Annotated in this window: 11 protein-coding genes and 1 pseudogene; 11 read left to right on the plus strand and 1 reads right to left on the minus strand. The window is 67.3% G+C overall.

Annotation, left to right across the window (positions count from 1 at the left end):
* The 9 genes and pseudogenes from F3J10_RS15585 to ugpQ all read left to right on the plus strand — a co-directional run.
* Nucleotides 1-749: pseudogene (locus F3J10_RS15585) on the plus strand (type IV pilus secretin PilQ); the annotation flags it as partial.
* 84 nt (nt 750-833) lie between these two features.
* The gene (locus F3J10_RS15590; RefSeq protein ID WP_025099448.1) at nt 834-1,388 is read left to right on the plus strand and encodes a shikimate kinase; all 555 of its coding nucleotides are present in this window, start codon (nt 834-836) and stop codon (nt 1,386-1,388) included.
* Nucleotides 1,385-2,464: a 3-dehydroquinate synthase gene (gene aroB / locus F3J10_RS15595; protein WP_166915270.1), complete on the plus strand. Its 1,080-nt coding sequence runs from the start codon at nt 1,385-1,387 to the stop codon at nt 2,462-2,464. Before F3J10_RS15590 ends, aroB begins: the two co-directional genes overlap by 4 nt.
* A gap of 121 nt (nt 2,465-2,585) precedes the next feature.
* Nucleotides 2,586-3,812, plus strand: a complete 1,227-nt coding sequence (locus F3J10_RS15600; RefSeq protein ID WP_166915268.1) for a deoxyguanosinetriphosphate triphosphohydrolase — start codon at nt 2,586-2,588, stop codon at nt 3,810-3,812.
* 90 nt (nt 3,813-3,902) lie between these two features.
* Nucleotides 3,903-5,228 (plus strand): sn-glycerol-3-phosphate ABC transporter substrate-binding protein UgpB, encoded by a 1,326-nt coding sequence (gene ugpB / locus F3J10_RS15605; RefSeq protein WP_025099445.1) that lies wholly within the window; start codon nt 3,903-3,905, stop codon nt 5,226-5,228.
* Between the two features lie 62 nt (nt 5,229-5,290).
* Nucleotides 5,291-6,175: a sn-glycerol-3-phosphate ABC transporter permease UgpA gene (ugpA, locus tag F3J10_RS15610; RefSeq protein WP_025099444.1), complete on the plus strand. Its 885-nt coding sequence runs from the start codon at nt 5,291-5,293 to the stop codon at nt 6,173-6,175.
* A complete protein-coding gene (gene ugpE, locus F3J10_RS15615) occupies nt 6,172-7,017 on the plus strand; it encodes a sn-glycerol-3-phosphate ABC transporter permease UgpE (protein WP_025099443.1) in 846 nt (281 codons plus the stop codon). Before ugpA ends, ugpE begins: the two co-directional genes overlap by 4 nt.
* 25 nt (nt 7,018-7,042) lie before the next feature.
* Complete coding sequence (locus tag F3J10_RS15620) at nt 7,043-8,128, plus strand: sn-glycerol-3-phosphate import ATP-binding protein UgpC (RefSeq protein WP_167242431.1); 1,086 nt, start codon at nt 7,043-7,045, stop codon at nt 8,126-8,128.
* 17 nt (nt 8,129-8,145) lie between these two features.
* Entirely contained in the window at nt 8,146-8,904 is a 759-nt protein-coding gene (gene ugpQ, locus F3J10_RS15625) for a glycerophosphodiester phosphodiesterase (RefSeq protein WP_167233176.1), read from the plus strand.
* 317 nt (nt 8,905-9,221) lie between these two features.
* Here ugpQ and F3J10_RS15630 read toward each other — a convergent pair whose 3' ends face one another.
* Nucleotides 9,222-9,953, minus strand: a complete 732-nt coding sequence (locus F3J10_RS15630; RefSeq protein ID WP_025099440.1) for an OmpW family outer membrane protein — start codon at nt 9,951-9,953, stop codon at nt 9,222-9,224.
* Nucleotides 9,954-10,147: 194 nt separating this feature from the next.
* Here F3J10_RS15630 and F3J10_RS15635 point away from each other — a divergent pair, with 194 nt between their 5' ends.
* Nucleotides 10,148-10,873 carry a transposase gene (locus tag F3J10_RS15635; protein WP_013696412.1) on the plus strand — a complete coding sequence of 242 codons (726 nt, stop codon included), beginning with the start codon at nt 10,148-10,150 and terminating at the stop codon, nt 10,871-10,873.
* A 280-nt stretch (nt 10,874-11,153) separates the two neighbouring features.
* On the plus strand, nt 11,154-15,854 hold the full coding sequence (locus F3J10_RS15640; RefSeq protein ID WP_025099439.1) for a glutamate synthase-related protein: 4,701 nt from the start codon (nt 11,154-11,156) through the stop codon (nt 15,852-15,854).
* Nucleotides 15,855-15,881 lie beyond the last annotated feature (27 nt).

Genomic DNA, 15,881 nt, shown 5'->3' on the forward strand with positions numbered 1-15,881 from the left:
CCGGGGAGGGCGCGCCGGCCGCTGGCGGCAAGCCGCCGGCCACCGGCCTGGTGGGTGGTCCCGAAGGACGCCTGGCGGACCTGGCGGCGCGCCCGATCGGCGGCTTCGAGGCCGCCGCCGCCGGGCTCACGCTGTTCGTGGCCGGCGCGAGCCGCCTGCTCGACCTGGAACTGAGCGCGCTCGAATCGCAGGGCCGGGGCCAGATCGTCTCGCGCCCGCGCGTGGTGACGGCCGATCGCGCGCCGGCCCTGATCGAGCAGGGTACCGAACTGCCCTACCAGGCCAAGGTGGGGCGCGGCGTGTCCGGCGTGCAGTTCCGGCGCGCCACGCTCAAGCTCGAGGTGGAGCCGCAGATCACGCCCGACGGCCACGTGGTGCTCGACCTGGACATCGCCAAGGACAGCGTGGGCGAGCAGACCGACGCGGGGCCGGCGATCCACACCAAGCACGTGCGCACGCGGGTCGAGGTCGAAAATGGGGGCACGGTCTCGATTGGCGGTATTTACGAGCGCAACGAATGGGGCGATGTGACTCGGGTGCCGGTCTTGGGCAAAATACCGGTCTTGGGCGCGCTGTTCCGCCATAAGGCGCGGCGCGAGCGGTCGAGCGAGCTGGTGGTCTACATCACCCCGCGCGTGCTCGGCACCGCCGAGCACGAGGACGGCGATCCGGGCGATCCTTCCCCCGATCCGGCCGCGGGCCCGCCGGGCGTCCCGGAAGCGGCGGAGGCGCCGGCGCAGCCGCATTGAGCTGCGGCCGGCCGCGCTCGACAAGGCCGGCGCTTTGCCAGTAAGCTGCCGCACACACCAGCAAGATTGAAGCAGAGGAAGCCGTTGCAAGCGCGGGACCCACACGCAAGCGTATTTTTCGTCGGACTCATGGGAGCAGGCAAAACCACCGTGGGTCGTGCGGTCGCGCGCCGTCTCGACAGGCCGTTCTTCGATTCCGACCACGAGATCGAGGCCCGCACCGGCACGCGCATCCCGGTCATCTTCGAACTCGAGGGCGAGGCGGGTTTCCGCGATCGCGAGGAAAAGATGATCGACGAGCTGACGCAGCGCGACAATGTCGTGCTGGCCACCGGCGGCGGCGCGGTGATCCGTCCCGAGAATCGCGATGCCCTGCGATCGCGCGGCATCGTCGTCTATCTGCGCGCCAATCCTCACGATCTCTGGCTGCGTACCCGCAAGGACAAGAACCGCCCGCTGCTGCAGACGGAAGATCCCAAGGCCCGGCTCGAGGCGCTCTACGAGGCGCGCGATCCGCTCTATCGCGAATGCGCGCATTTCGTGATCGAAACCGGCCGTCCGTCCGTCAACGGGCTCGTCAACATGGTGCTGATGCAGCTCGAGCTGGCCGGCATCGTCGCCAAGCCGCTACAAGCATGATTACCGTCAATGTCGACCTGGGCGATCGCGCCTACCCGATCCATATCGGCGATGGCCTGATTGGCCGCACCGAGCTGTTTGCCCCGCATATCAAGGGCACGTCCGTCACCATCGTGACCAATACCACCGTCGAGCCGCTCTATGGCGAGGTGCTGCGCGCCGCGCTCGCGCCGCTCGGCAAGCAGGTCAACACGGTGGTGCTGCCCGACGGCGAATCCTACAAGCACTGGGAAACGCTGAACCTGATCTTCGACGGGCTGCTCGGCTCGCGCGCCGACCGCAAGACCACCCTGATCGCGCTGGGCGGCGGCGTGGTGGGCGACATGACCGGCTTCGCGGCGGCCTGCTACATGCGCGGCGTGCCCTTCATCCAGGTGCCCACCACGCTGCTCTCGCAGGTCGATTCCTCGGTCGGCGGCAAGACCGGCATCAACCACCCGCTCGGCAAGAACATGATCGGCGCGTTCTACCAGCCGCAGGCCGTGATCGCCGACATCGGCGCGCTGCGCACGCTGCCGGAGCGCGAGCTGGCGGCCGGCATCGCCGAGGTGATCAAGACCGGCGCGATCGCCGATGCCGCCTTCTTCGACTGGATCGAGGCCGATATCGAGGCGCTCAACCGTCGCGAGCCGGCCGCGCTGACCGAGGCGGTCAAGCGCTCGTGCGAGATCAAGGCCCGCGTGGTGGCCGCCGACGAGCGCGAGGGCGGGCTGCGCGCGATCCTCAATTTCGGCCATACCTTCGGCCACGCGATCGAGGCCGGCCTCGGCTACGGCGAGTGGCTGCACGGCGAGGCGGTCGGCTGCGGGATGGTGATGGCGGCCGATCTCTCGGTGCGCCTGGGCCGGCTCGACGACGCCGCCCGCCGGCGCCTGGACCGCGTGATCGCGGCCGCCCACCTGCCGGTGCGCGCCCCCGACCTGGGCGCCGCGCGCTATGTCGAGCTGATGCAGGTCGACAAGAAGGCCGAGGCCGGCGCGATCAAGTTCATCGTGCTCGACGGGCTCGGCACGGCGGCCATCACCGCGGCGCCCGACGAGATCGTCGAGGCCACGCTCGCGGCCGCCATCGGCTAACATCGGTCGCATCCCGGCGCGATCCGGCCCCGGCGCCTTGCCAGGGCCGGTCTGATTTCCGCATCGAGCCGGCCATGTACCGGGTGCCGGATCGGCCGGCGCCCCCGCAGTGGAGGAGACAGTGAGCGAAACACCCCGCGAGTTGCCACACCCCACCGACGCTTCCCGCCAAGGCCGCTCCGGTAGCTCGGCCGGTCCCGTCGCGGCGCCCACCGTCGCCGCGCTCGAAGCGCACCTCGCCCCCTACGCGGCCCATTCCGCGAACACGCGCGGCCGCCGCCATCCCGAGACGGCGCCCGCCGCGCGCACCGAATTCCAGCGCGACCGCGACCGCATCGTCCATTCGACGGCCTTCCGCCGCCTCGAATACAAGACCCAGGTGTTCGTGAACCACGAGGGCGACCTGTTTCGCACGCGCCTGACGCACAGCCTCGAGGTCGCGCAGATCGCGCGCTCGGTGGCGCGCAACCTGCGTCTGAACGAGGACCTGGTGGAGGCGATTTCGCTGGCGCACGACCTCGGCCATACGCCCTTCGGCCATGCCGGGCAGGACGCGCTCAACGAGTGCATGCGCGAGCACGGCGGTTTCGAGCACAACCTGCAGAGCCTCGCGGTGGTCGACGAGCTGGAGGAGCATTACGGCGCCTTCGACGGCCTGAATCTCTGCTTCGAGACGCGCGAGGGCATTCTCAAGCATTGCTCAAGGGAGAACGCGCGCCGGCTCGGCGAGCTCGGCGAGCGCTTCCTCGACGGCCGGCGGCCCTCGCTGGAGGCGCAGATCGCCAATATCGCCGACGAGATCGCCTACAACAACCACGACGTCGACGACGGCTTGCGCTCGGGCCTGATCTCGATCGAGCAACTGGCGGGCGTGGCGCTCTGGCGCCGCCACCACGATGCCGCGCTGGCCGATTTCCCCTCGCTGGAAGGCCGCCGGCTGGTGCACGAGACGGTGCGGCGCATCATCAATACGCTGATCGTCGACCTGATCGACGCGACCACGCGCAACCTGGCCGAGCACGCGCCGGCCTCGCTCGACGACGTGCGGCGCTGCCCGCAACTGGTCGCGCACAGCGCCGTGATCGCCGAGGAGGCGGCCGAGCTCAAGCGCTTCCTGTTCCGCAACCTCTATCGTCACTACAAGGTGATGCGCATGGCCAACAAGGCGCAGCGCGTCGTCAAGGGGCTCTACCAGGCCTTCACCGGGGATCCGCGCCTGCTGCCGCCGGCCTACCAGAGCGACGACGCGGCCGCCCAGCCGCGGCTCGTCGCGCACTATATCGCCGGCATGACCGACCGCTTCGCGTTGAAAGAATATCAACGCCTTTTTGTCATGGACGAGAATTAGACTGCCGCGTTTTGGCTCGACGGGACAACGCGGCGGGCAACAACAGCGGTCGGACATTCGAGCCGGCCGCACACCATTTGGAGATGGTCAATGAGAGTCAACACCCTGGTTCGCTCGCTGGCTGCGGGCGGCATGATCTGGTTCGGAATGCAGAATGCCGCCTTCGCCGCCACCGAGATCCAGTTCTGGCACGCGATGGAAGCGGCGCTCGGCGACAAGGTCAACGCGATCGCCGACCAGTTCAACGCCTCGCAGAGCGACTACAAGATCGTGCCGGTGTTCAAGGGCACCTACGACCAGGCGCTGGCCGCCGGCATCTCGGCCTATCGCAGCGGCAACGCGCCGGCGATCCTCCAGGTGTATGAAGTCGGCACCGCCACCATGATCCAGGCCAAGAAGGCCGTGATCCCGGTCTCCGAGGTGTTCAAGCAGGCCGGCGTGCCGCTCGACGAGAAATCCTTCGTGCCGACCGTGGCCAGCTACTACAGCGACGCGAAGACGGGCCAGCTGGTGTCGATGCCGTTCAACAGCTCGACGCCGGTGCTGTACTACAACAAGGACATGTTCAAGAAGGCCGGGCTCGATCCGAACCAGCCGCCCAAGACCTGGGCCGAGCTGAAGACCGATGCCGAGAAGCTGCGCAAGGCCGGCTCGACCTGCGGCTACACCACCGGCTGGCAGGGCTGGATCCAGCTCGAGAACTACAGCGCCTGGCACGGCCTGCCGTTCGCCACGCGCAACAACGGCTTCGACGGTACCGACGCGGTGCTCGAGTTCAACAAGCCGCGGCAGGTCGCCCATATCCAGTTCCTGCAGGACATGGCCAAGGAAGGCAGCTTCACCTATGCCGGCCGCAAGGACGAGGCCACCGGCAAGTTCTACAGCGGCGACTGCGCGATCATGACCACCTCGTCGGGCGCGCTGGCCACCATCCGCAAGTACGCGAAGTTCGATTTCGGCACCGGCATGATGCCCTACGACGCCGACGTGAAGGGCGCGCCGCAGAACGCCATCATCGGCGGTGCGAGCCTGTGGGTGCTGGGCGGCAAGGACGCCAACACCTACAAGGGCGTGGCGAAGTTCCTGGCCTACCTGAGCTCGGCCCCGGTGGCCGCCAAGTGGCACCAGGACACGGGCTACCTGCCGGTCACCACGGCCGCCTACGACCTGACGCGCGAGCAGGGCTTCTACGCGAAGAACCCGGGCGCCGACACGGCCACCAAGCAGATGCTGAACAAGCCGCCGCTGCCGTTCACCAAGGGCCTGCGCCTGGGTAACATGCCGCAGATCCGCACCGTGGTCGACGAGGAGCTCGAGCAGGTCTGGGCGCAGAAGAAGACGCCGCAGGCCGCGCTAGACTCGGCCGTCTCGCGCGGCAACGAGCTGCTGCGCCGCTTCGAGAAGCAGGGCTCCTGAGCCCGGCCCGCCGCCGCGCCCCGGCGCGGCGGCGTTTCGTTTCCTTCGACGGAATTCCTCCGATGTCATCCCGCTCCCGTTTCGGCACGAGCGTGCTGCCCTACCTGCTGGTCGCGCCGCAGCTCGCGATCACGGCGATCTTCTTCCTGTGGCCGGCCGGCGTCGCGCTCTGGCAGTCGACCCAGACCCAGGACGCGTTCGGCACCACCAGCGAATTCGTCGGCCTGGCGAACTTCGCGCACCTGTTCGGCGATCCGCTCTACCTCGACTCGTTTCGCACCACCCTGGTGTTCAGCGCGCTGGTCACCATCGGCGGGCTGGCGGTGTCGCTGCTGCTGGCGGCCTGCGCCGATCGCGTGGTGCGCGGCGCGCGCAGCTATCGCACCCTGCTGATCTGGCCTTACGCGGTCGCGCCAACGATTGCGGCCGTGCTGTGGGCCTTCCTGTTCAATCCGAGCATCGGCGTGATCACCTATGCGCTGGCCCGGCTCGGCATCGTCTGGAATCACGCGCTCGACGCGAACCAGGCGATGGCGCTGGTGGTGGTGGCCTCGATCTGGAAGCAGGTCAGCTACAACTTCCTCTTCTTCTACGCCGGCCTGCAGGCGATCCCGCGCTCGCTGATCGAGGCGGCCGCGATCGACGGCGCCGGCCCGGTGCGACGCTTCTTCAACATCGCGCTGCCGCTGCTCTCGCCGACCAGCTTCTTCCTGCTGGTGGTGAACCTGGTCTATGCCTTCTTCGACACCTTCCCGGTGATCGACGCGGCCACCGCCGGTGGCCCCGGCCAGAGCACCAAGACGCTGATCTACAAGATCTTCACCGAGGGCTTCCAGGGGCTCGACATCGGCAGTTCGGGCGCGCAATCGGTGGTGCTGATGGCGATCGTGGTGGCGCTCACCGTGGTGCAGTTCCGTTTCGTCGAACGCAGGGTGCAATACTCATGATCGAGAATCGCAGGGGTTTCGACCTGTTCTGCCACGCGGTGCTGATGGTGGGCGCCGTGCTGGTGCTGTTCCCCGTCTACGTGGGCTTCTGCGCCGCCACCATGAACGCGCAGGAGGTGTTCCGGGTGCCCATGTCGCTGATCCCGAGCACCCACCTGTTCGAGAACATCGCCACCATCTGGAGTCGCGGCAGCGGCGCGACCACCACGCCGTTCGGCATCCTGCTGATGAACAGCCTGGTGATGGCGCTGGTGATCTCGATCGGCAAGATCGCGGTGTCGATCCTGTCCGCCTACGCGATCGTCTATTTCCGCTTCCCGTTTCGCAACACCGCGTTCTGGCTGATCTTCGTCACCCTGATGCTGCCGGTCGAGGTGCGTATCTTCCCGACCGTGCAGGTGGTCTCGACGCTGCACCTGACCAACAGCTACGCGGGCCTGACGCTGCCGCTGATCGCCTCGGCCACCGCCACCTTCCTGTTCCGGCAGTTCTTCATGACCCTGCCCGACGAGCTGATGGAGGCCGCGCGCATCGACGGCGCCGGGCCGCTGCGTTTCTTCTGGGACGTGGTGCTGCCGCTGTCGCGCACCAGCATCGCCGCGCTGTTCGTGATCACCTTCATCTACGGCTGGAGCCAGTACCTGTGGCCGATCCTGGTCGCCACCGACGGCGCGATGTCGAACGCGGTGGTGGGCATCAAGTCGATGATCGCCAGCGGTGACGCGGCCACCGAATGGCACCTGGTGATGGCCGCCACCATGCTGACCATGCTGCCGCCGCTGGTGGTGGTGCTGGCCATGCAGCGCTGGTTCGTGCGCGGCCTGGTGGACACCGAAAAATAACCGCTTATCCGGAGAGTTTCGAAGCATGGCTGCACTGAGCTTGAATGGCGTCAGGAAGACCTATGACGGCAAGCACGTCGTCCTGCACGGGATCGATGTCCAGATCGAGGATGGCGAATTCATCGTGCTGGTCGGGCCGTCCGGCTGCGGGAAGTCGACCCTGCTGCGGATGATCGCCGGCCTTGAGAGCGTCTCTGAGGGCGAGATCTCGATCGGCGGGCGGGTGGTCAATACGCTGGAGCCGAAGGATCGCGATATCGCGATGGTGTTCCAGAACTACGCGCTTTATCCGCACATGACGGTGGCGCAGAACATGGGCTACGGCCTGAGGATCCGCGGCATCGAGCGCGCCACCATCGAGGCGCGGGTGGCCTCGGCGGCGAAGATCCTCGAGCTCGAGCCGCTGCTCGGGCGGCGCCCGCGCGAGCTCTCGGGCGGCCAGCGCCAGCGCGTCGCGATGGGGCGCGCGATCGTGCGCGAGCCGGCGGTGTTCCTGTTCGACGAGCCGCTCTCGAACCTCGACGCCAAGCTGCGCGTGCAGATGCGGCTCGAGATCCAGCGCCTGCATGCACGGCTGCGCACCACCAGCGTCTATGTCACGCACGACCAGATCGAGGCGATGACGCTGGCGCAACGCGTGATCGTGATGAATCGCGGCCATGCCGAGCAGATCGGCGCGCCGGTCGAGGTCTACGAGAAGCCGGCGACGCTGTTCGTGGCGAGCTTCATCGGCTCGCCGGCGATGAACCTGCTGCGCGGCCGGCTGTCGGCCGATGGCAGCGCGTTCGAGGTGGCCGAGGGCGGCCCGCGCCTGCCGGTGGCCGGCGCTCCCGGCATTGGCCGCGAGGTGGCGCCGGGCGCCGAGTGGGTGCTCGGCGTGCGGCCCGAGCATATGACGCCGCAGCCGGGCATGCCGGTCGCGCCGCTGACGGTCGACTCCTGCGAGCTGCTGGGCGCCGACAATCTCGTCCACGGTCGCTGGGGCGCCGGCGACGTGGTAGTGCGGTTGCCGCATGCGGATCGCCCCGCGCCCGGCACGGCGCTGCCGGTGTCGCTGCCGGCCCACCGGCTGCACTTCTTCGATCCGGTCACGGGCCGGCGCGCCAACTGATACGCGGGGACGAGACCATGACGGATCCGAGATCCTGGCCCTACGAAGGTATCGCGCGCATCGTCGCGCATCGCGGCGGCGGCAAGCTCGCGCCCGAGAACACCCTGGCGGCGCTCGAGGAGGGTGCGCGGCGCGGCCATCGCATGGTGGAGTTCGACGCCAAGCTGTCCGCCGACGCGGTGAGCTTCCTGCTGCACGACGACGGCGTCGAGCGCACCTCGAACGGCCGGGGCCCGGCCGCCGCGATGCGCTACCAGGAACTGGCCGCGCTCGACGCGGGCGCCTGGTTCGACGCACGCTTCGCCGGCGAGCGGATGCCGACGCTGGAGGCGGCCGCCGCGCGCTGCCTCGCGCTCGGCCTGGCGGCCAACGTCGAGATCAAGCCCTGCCCGGGCCGCGAGGTCGAGACGGGCGAGCGGGTGGCGCTCGACACGGCGCGCTACTGGCGCGGCGCGGCGGTGCCGCCGCTGCTGTCCTCGTTCTCGGTGGATGCGCTCGATGCGGCGCGTCGCGCGGTGCCGGACCTGCCGCGGGGCCTGCTGGTCGAGACCCTGCCGGACGACTGGCGCGCGCTCGCCGCCGAACTCGGCTGCGTCGCGCTGCATGCCAACCATCGCGAATTCGATGCGGCCCGCGTGGCGGAGATCCGCGCCGCGGGCCTGCGCATGCTGGCCTACACGGTCAACGAGCCGGCGCGTGCCCGCGAGTTGATGGACTGGGGCGTCGACCTGATCTGCACCGATCGCATCGACCTGATCGGTCCCGATTTCACCTGAAGCTTGTGGCGAGACCGCCTGTCGATCGCCTTCCGTATCGACGAGCGGGTCGAGCCTATCCATCCTCGCCTGCCGATAGCGGGCCAGATCGCCGGTGAATGATTCGCCTGGCCGAGCATCGCCTCCAAATCGGAACGATTTTTCGGCCGGAGCGGCCTGGCGGGAAAAATGAAAATATCGCCGATCGGCTATTTGGGGTAGGAATCTACTCCGAAGAGCGGGCCACAAGGCATGCTCGCGGCCCGCTTTCGTAACGTCAGGAAAAAATCGCTACAAATTGCAGCGAAATTAACCATTCCCCAAATATTCGACTACGCTTAGAAGCGGTACCCGATGTTGACGTAGCTGACGATCGGGTCGAGCTTGATGTGAGCCTGGGACGTGCGCGTCAGCGTCCCGACCTGGGTGGCGGACTGGCTCGTCAGGGTGGCCGTCAAGCTGACCGGGATGTACGAGATCGACAGGCCGGCGAACCAGTGCTTGTTGAAGTTGTAGTTGAAGCCGGCGTTGAACACGGGCGCCCACTGGTTGCTGGTGGTGACGTTGGTGGGGCCGCCCAGCACGCCGCGCTCGAAGGCGGTGTTGGTCAGCTTGGCACCGGTGAAATAGATGTACGATGCGCCCACGCCCACGTAGGGACGGAACTTGGCCTCGGCGCTGTTGAAGTAGTACTTGAGCAGGACCGCCGGGCTCCACTGGTAGGCGCGGCCGAGCGTGCCGAACTGTTCGAACGAACCCTTGCCGTCCAGATTGAACTTTGGCGGGATCCCGTAGACGAACTCGGCAGCGATGTGGTCGGTCACGAAATACCCGGCGGTGAAGCCGAGCGTGTCGGAGTCGCTGATGCCGGCGCCGGTGTTGGGCACCGACTGGTTGACGGACCTGCCGCCGACGGTCATCACCTTGAGCGGATCGCTCGAGTCCTGCGGGGCGAGGTGGAACCAGCCCGTGGTGACGTAGAAGCTACCTGCCGATTGCGCTTGCGCGGCGGTGCCGGCAGTCATGAATGCGAGCGCAACGGCCCCCGTAATGGCCAATTTTTGTTTCATGGGTGTGTCTCCTCCTCGATTTAAGGCGTGCTCATTATGACCACGGCGTTTCAAACGGAACAGGCTTGTAAGCTAGAGCAATCTCCCTAGGTTTCGTACGAACGTGCGATTCCTCCCTGCCGCGCGGGGCTCTGCGCGGATGCAGTCATTCGGGCCTTCGGGTTTTTCCTAACGCGATCAAACGGACATTCAGCATGGCACGGCTAGCACGACTCTATGTTCCCGATCAGCCGCAGCACGTCATCCTGCGCGGCCTCGATCAGCAACCGGCGTTCGTCGACGATCAGGATTACGAGCTGTTCATCGATTGCCTGAAGGCGGCGGCGCGCGATCATCAACTGGCGGTGCATGCTTACGTGCTGCTGCCGCGGCAGGTGCAGCTGCTCGTCACCCCGAGCGACGAGGCGAGCCTGCCAAAGGCGATGCAGGCGGTAGGCCGGCGTTACGTCGCGCACTTCAACCGACGCTACTCGCGGCGGGGCACGTTGTGGGAAGGCCGCTACCGCGCCACCGTGATCGAGGGCGAGCGCTATTTCCTGCTCGCCAGCCGCGTGGTGGAGCTGAGCCCGGTGCGCGCGCAGCTGGTGCAGGCGGCCGAGGCCTATCGCTGGTCGAGCTACCGCCACCACATCGGCCTGACCGTCGACAGCCTGATCACCGACCACCCGCTCTACTGGGCGCTCGGCAATACGCCGTTCGAACGGCAGCGCGCCTACAAGGAGCTCTGCGAGCAGCCGCTCGACGAGCGCCAGACCGAGCAGCTCCAGCAGGCCACCCTGAAGGGCTGGGTGCTGGGCGGCGAGACCTACCGCGAGTGGGCCGCGCGCACCGCCAATCGGCGCGTTTCGCCCCTGCCGCGCGGTCGGCCGCGTAAGGTACGTGAAAACAACGGCCCACACAACCCGCCCGCGCACCAGTAAGCCGGGCCGGCGAATCGAAAGGCGGCATCTTCGGATGCCGCTTTTTTTGCACCAAATCGGTACGTCCCCAATAAAATAGCACCAAATCGAAACATCCATTTAATTGGTGTCAGAGCAAGCGGTTTTATTTGCTATTCCGTTGATTCGTCGCGTATATTCCGAATTCCGGCAGGCCGGGCGCAACTGTGTCCGGCTTTGGCCCGCCACGCCGCCGCCGAAGCGGCGGGCCCAAAAGCAGATGTTTCAACGGCCGCGAGGCCCTTACTCAGACGGTGTCCCCATGAACGACCACCAAGAGCCGCAGCGCGCGGTCCCCGCCGCGCAAGGTCTGTACGACCCGCAGAACGAGCACGACGCTTGCGGCGTCGGCTTCGTCGCTCACATCAAGGGCAAGAAGAGCCACGAGATCATCGAGCAGGGTCTGAAGATCCTGGAGAACCTCGATCACCGCGGCGCGGTCGGCGCCGATCCGCTGATGGGCGACGGCGCGGGCATCCTGATCCAGATTCCGGACGCGTTCTATCGCGAGGAAATGGCGCGCCAGGGCGTGACGCTGCCGCCGGCCGGCGAATATGGGGTCGGCATGATCTTCCTGCCGAAGGAAAACGCCTCGCGGATCGCCTGCGAACAGGAGCTGGAGCGCACCGTCAAGGCGGAGGGGCAGGTGGTGCTGGGCTGGCGCGACGTGCCGGTCGATTCGAGCATGCCGATCTCGCCGACGGTGAAGGCTTCCGAGCCGCTGATCCGCCAGATCTTCATCGGCCGCGGCAAGGACGTGATCGTCACCGACGCGCTCGAGCGCAAGCTGTACGTGATCCGCAAGACCGCCAGCCACCGCATCCAGGCGCTCAAGCTCAAGCACGGCAAGGAATACTTCGTGCCGTCGATGTCGGCGCGCACCATCGTCTACAAGGGCCTGCTGCTGGCCGGCCAGGTCGGCGTCTACTACCGCGACCTGCAGGACGTGCGGGTGGTCTCGGCGCTGGCCCTGGTGCACCAGCGCTTCTCGACCAACACCTTCCCGGCCTGGGAACTGGCCCACCCGTACCGGATGATCGCCCACAACGGCGAGATCAACACCGTCAAGGGCAACGTCAACTGGCTCAACGCACGCACCGGCGCGATCGCCAGCCACGTGCTCGGCGACGACCTGCCCAAGCTCTGGCCGCTGATCTACCCCGGCCAGTCGGACACGGCCTCGTTCGACAACTGTCTCGAGCTGCTGGTGATGGCGGGCTACCCGCTGGTCCACGCGATGATGATGATGATCCCGGAAGCCTGGGAACAGCACACGCTGATGGACGACAACCGCCGCGCCTTCTACGAGTACCACGCCGCGATGATGGAGCCGTGGGACGGCCCCGCCGCGATCGCCTTCACCGACGGCCGCCAGATCGGCGCGACGCTGGACCGTAACGGCCTGCGTCCGGCGCGCTACATCGTCACCGACGACGACCTGGTGATCATGGCCTCGGAAGCCGGCACGCTGCCGATCCCCGAGTCGAAGATCGTCAAGAAGTGGCGCCTGCAGCCGGGCAAGATGTTCCTGATCGACATGGAGCACGGCCGCATCATCGACGACAAGGAACTGAAGGACAACCTCGCCAACGCCAAGCCCTACAAGAGCTGGATCGACGCGGTGCGCATCAAGCTCGACGAGATCGAGCCCAAGGACGAGGACGTCGCGGCCGAGCGCCGCTCGGCGTCGACGCTGCTCGACCGCCAGCAGGCCTTCGGCTACACGCAGGAAGACCTCAAGTTCCTGATGGCGCCGATGGCGCAGCAGGGCGAGGAAGCGGTCGGCTCGATGGGCAACGACTCGCCGCTGGCGGTCATGTCCAACAAGAACAAGACGCTCTACCACTACTTCAAGCAGCTGTTCGCGCAGGTCACCAACCCGCCGATCGACCCGATCCGCGAGAACATGGTGATGTCGCTGGTGTCCTTCATCGGCCCGAAGCCGAACCTGCTCGACACGCAGAACGTCAACCCGCCGATGCGCCTCGAAGTCTCGCAGCCCGTGCTCGACTTCAAGGACATCGCCAAGATCCGCTCGATCGACCAGTACACCGGCGGCAAGTTCAGCGCCTACGAGCTGAGCATCTGCTACCCGGCCGGCTGGGGCAAGGAAGGCATCGAGGCGCGCCTGGCCTCGCTGTGCGCCGAGGCCGCCGACGCGGTCAAGTCGGGCTACAACATCCTGATCGTGTCGGATCGCAAGACCGACGCGGACACGGTGGCGATCCCGGCGCTGCTGGCCACCTCGGCGATCCACTCGCATCTGGTCGACCAGGGCCTGCGCACCAGCACCGGCCTGGTGGTCGAGACCGGCTCGGCGCGCGAGACGCACCACTTCGCGCTGCTGGCGGGCTACGGCGCGGAAGCGGTCCACCCGTACCTGGCGATGGAAACGCTCGCCAAGCTGGCCGAAGGCCTGCCGGGCGACCTGTCGGCCGAGAAGGCGATCTACAACTTCACCAAGGCGGTCGGCAAGGGCCTCTACAAGGTGATGTCGAAGATGGGCATCTCGACCTACATGTCCTACACCGGCGCGCAGATCTTCGAAGCGGTCGGCCTGGCCGGCGAGCTGGTCAACAAGTACTTCAAGGGCACGGCCTCGAAGGTCGGCGGCATCGGCCTGTTCGAGGTGGCCGAGGAAGCGCTGCGCCTGCATCGCGACGCCTTCGGCGACAACCCGCTGCTGCGCGACATGCTCGACGCGGGCGGCGAGTACGCGTTCCGGATCCGCGGCGAGGACCACATGTGGACCCCGGATTCGATCGCCAAGCTGCAGCACGCCACGCGCAGCAACTCGTACCAGACGTACAAGGAATACGCGCACCTGATCAACGACCAGACGCGCCGTCACATGACCTTCCGCGGCCTGTTCGAGTTCAAGGTCGATCCGTCCCGCGCGATCCCGATCGACGACGTCGAATCGGCCAAGGATATCGTCAAGCGCTTCGCCACCGGCGCGATGTCGCTGGGCTCGATCAGCACCGAGGCGCACGCCACGCTGGCGGTGGCGATGAACCGCATCGGCGGCAAGTCGAACACCGGCGAGGGCGGCGAGGACGTCAACCGCTACAGGAACGAGCTGCGCGGCATCCCGATCAAGAGCGGCGAGACGCTGCGCTCGGTGATCGGCGAGGAAGTGGTGCGCGACATCCCGCTCAAGGACGGCGATTCGCTGCGCTCGAAGATCAAGCAGGTGGCCTCGGGCCGCTTCGGCGTGACGGCCGAGTACCTGTCCTCGGCCGACCAGATCCAGATCAAGATGGCGCAGGGCGCGAAGCCCGGCGAGGGCGGCCAGCTGCCCGGCCACAAGGTCTCGGAATACATCGGCAAGCTGCGCTACGCGGTGCCGGGCGTCGGCCTGATCTCGCCGCCGCCGCACCACGACATCTACTCGATCGAGGATCTGGCGCAGCTGATCCACGACCTGAAGAACGTCAACCCTGTGGCCAGCATCTCGGTGAAGCTGGTGTCGGAAGTCGGCGTGGGCACGGTGGCGGCGGGTGTCGCCAAGGCCAAGGCCGACCACGTGGTGGTGGCCGGCCATGACGGCGGCACCGGCGCCTCGCCGCTGTCCTCGCTCAAGCATGCCGGCACGCCCTGGGAACTGGGCCTGGCCGAAACCCAGCAGACCCTGGTGCTGAACGGGCTGCGCGGGCGCATCCGCGTGCAGGCCGACGGCCAGATGAAGACCGGTCGCGACGTCGCGATCGGCGCGATGCTCGGCGCCGACGAGTTCGGCTTCGCCACCGCGCCGCTGGTGGTCCAGGGCTGCATCATGATGCGCAAGTGCCACCTGAACACCTGCCCGGTCGGCGTCGCCACGCAGGACCCGGTGCTGCGCGCGAAGTTCTCGGGCCAGCCCGAGCACGTGGTGAACTACTTCTTCTTCGTCGCCGAGGAAGTGCGCGAGATCATGGCCCAGCTCGGCATCGCGAAGTTCGACGAGCTGATCGGCCGCGCCGACCTGCTCGACACGCGCAAGGGCGTCGAGCACTGGAAGGCCAAGGGCCTCGACTTCTCGCGCGTGTTCTACCAGCCGCAGGTCGAGAACGCATCGACGCGCCACGTCGACGTGCAGGACCACGGCCTCGAGCGCGCGCTCGACCACACGCTGCTCGAAAAATCGAAGGCGGCGATCGAGAACGGCGAGCACGTGTCCTTCATCCAGCCGGTGCGCAACGTGAACCGCACGGTCGGCGCGATGCTCTCGGGCGTGATCGCCAAGAAGTACGGCCGCGACGGCCTGGCCGACGACGCCATTCACATCCAGCTGAAGGGCACGGCGGGCCAGAGCTTCGGCGCCTTCCTGGCGAAGGGCGTCACGCTCGACCTGGTCGGCGACGGCAACGACTACGTCGGCAAGGGCCTGTCGGGCGGCCGCATCATCATCCGCCCGACCAACGACTTCCGCGGCAAGTCCGAGGAAAACATCATCTGCGGCAACACGGTGATGTACGGCGCGCTGGAAGGCGAGGCCTTCTTCCGCGGCGTGGCCGGCGAGCGCTTCTGCGTGCGCAACTCGGGCGCCACGGCGGTGGTCGAGGGCACCGGCGACCACGGCTGCGAATACATGACGGGCGGCACGGTGGTGGTGCTCGGCGAGACCGGGCGCAACTTCGCGGCCGGCATGTCGGGCGGCCTGGCCTATGTCTACGATCCGGACGGCAGCTTCGCGGCCAAGTGCAACAAGGCGATGGTCGCGCTCGATCCGGTGCTGCAGCAGGTCGAGCAGGAACGCACGGTCGACCGCGCGATCTGGCACGCCGGCCAGACCGACGAAGCGCTCCTGAAGGGGCTGATCGAGCGTCACTTCCAGTTCACCGGCTCGCCGCGCGCGAAGTCGCTGCTGGAAAACTGGGATGCGGCGCGCCGCCAGTTCGTGAAGGTGTTCCCGCACGAATACAAGCGCGCGCTCGGCGAGATCGCGGCCGCCAAGGCCGCGAAGGAAGCCGTCGCAGCCTGACGCCGACGATCGAAACGAACTAGCGAA

The organism is Burkholderia sp. Cy-637, from assembly GCF_011753175.1.
Lineage (GTDB): Bacteria > Pseudomonadota > Gammaproteobacteria > Burkholderiales > Burkholderiaceae > Burkholderia > Burkholderia gladioli.

Excerpts from the sequence above, each read along its gene's own strand:
- F3J10_RS15630 (WP_025099440.1), bottom strand. The coding sequence starts at position 9,953 with ATGAAACAAAAATTGGCCATTACGGGGGCCGTTGCGCTCGCATTCATG.
- ugpE (WP_025099443.1), top strand. The coding sequence starts at position 6,172 with ATGATCGAGAATCGCAGGGGTTTCGACCTGTTCTGCCACGCGGTGCTG.
- ugpQ (WP_167233176.1), top strand. The coding sequence starts at position 8,146 with ATGACGGATCCGAGATCCTGGCCCTACGAAGGTATCGCGCGCATCGTC.
- aroB (WP_166915270.1), top strand. The coding sequence starts at position 1,385 with ATGATTACCGTCAATGTCGACCTGGGCGATCGCGCCTACCCGATCCAT.
- F3J10_RS15635 (WP_013696412.1), top strand. The coding sequence starts at position 10,148 with ATGGCACGGCTAGCACGACTCTATGTTCCCGATCAGCCGCAGCACGTC.
- ugpB (WP_025099445.1), top strand. The coding sequence starts at position 3,903 with ATGAGAGTCAACACCCTGGTTCGCTCGCTGGCTGCGGGCGGCATGATC.
- ugpA (WP_025099444.1), top strand. The coding sequence starts at position 5,291 with ATGTCATCCCGCTCCCGTTTCGGCACGAGCGTGCTGCCCTACCTGCTG.
- F3J10_RS15640 (WP_025099439.1), top strand. The coding sequence starts at position 11,154 with ATGAACGACCACCAAGAGCCGCAGCGCGCGGTCCCCGCCGCGCAAGGT.
- F3J10_RS15620 (WP_167242431.1), top strand. The coding sequence starts at position 7,043 with ATGGCTGCACTGAGCTTGAATGGCGTCAGGAAGACCTATGACGGCAAG.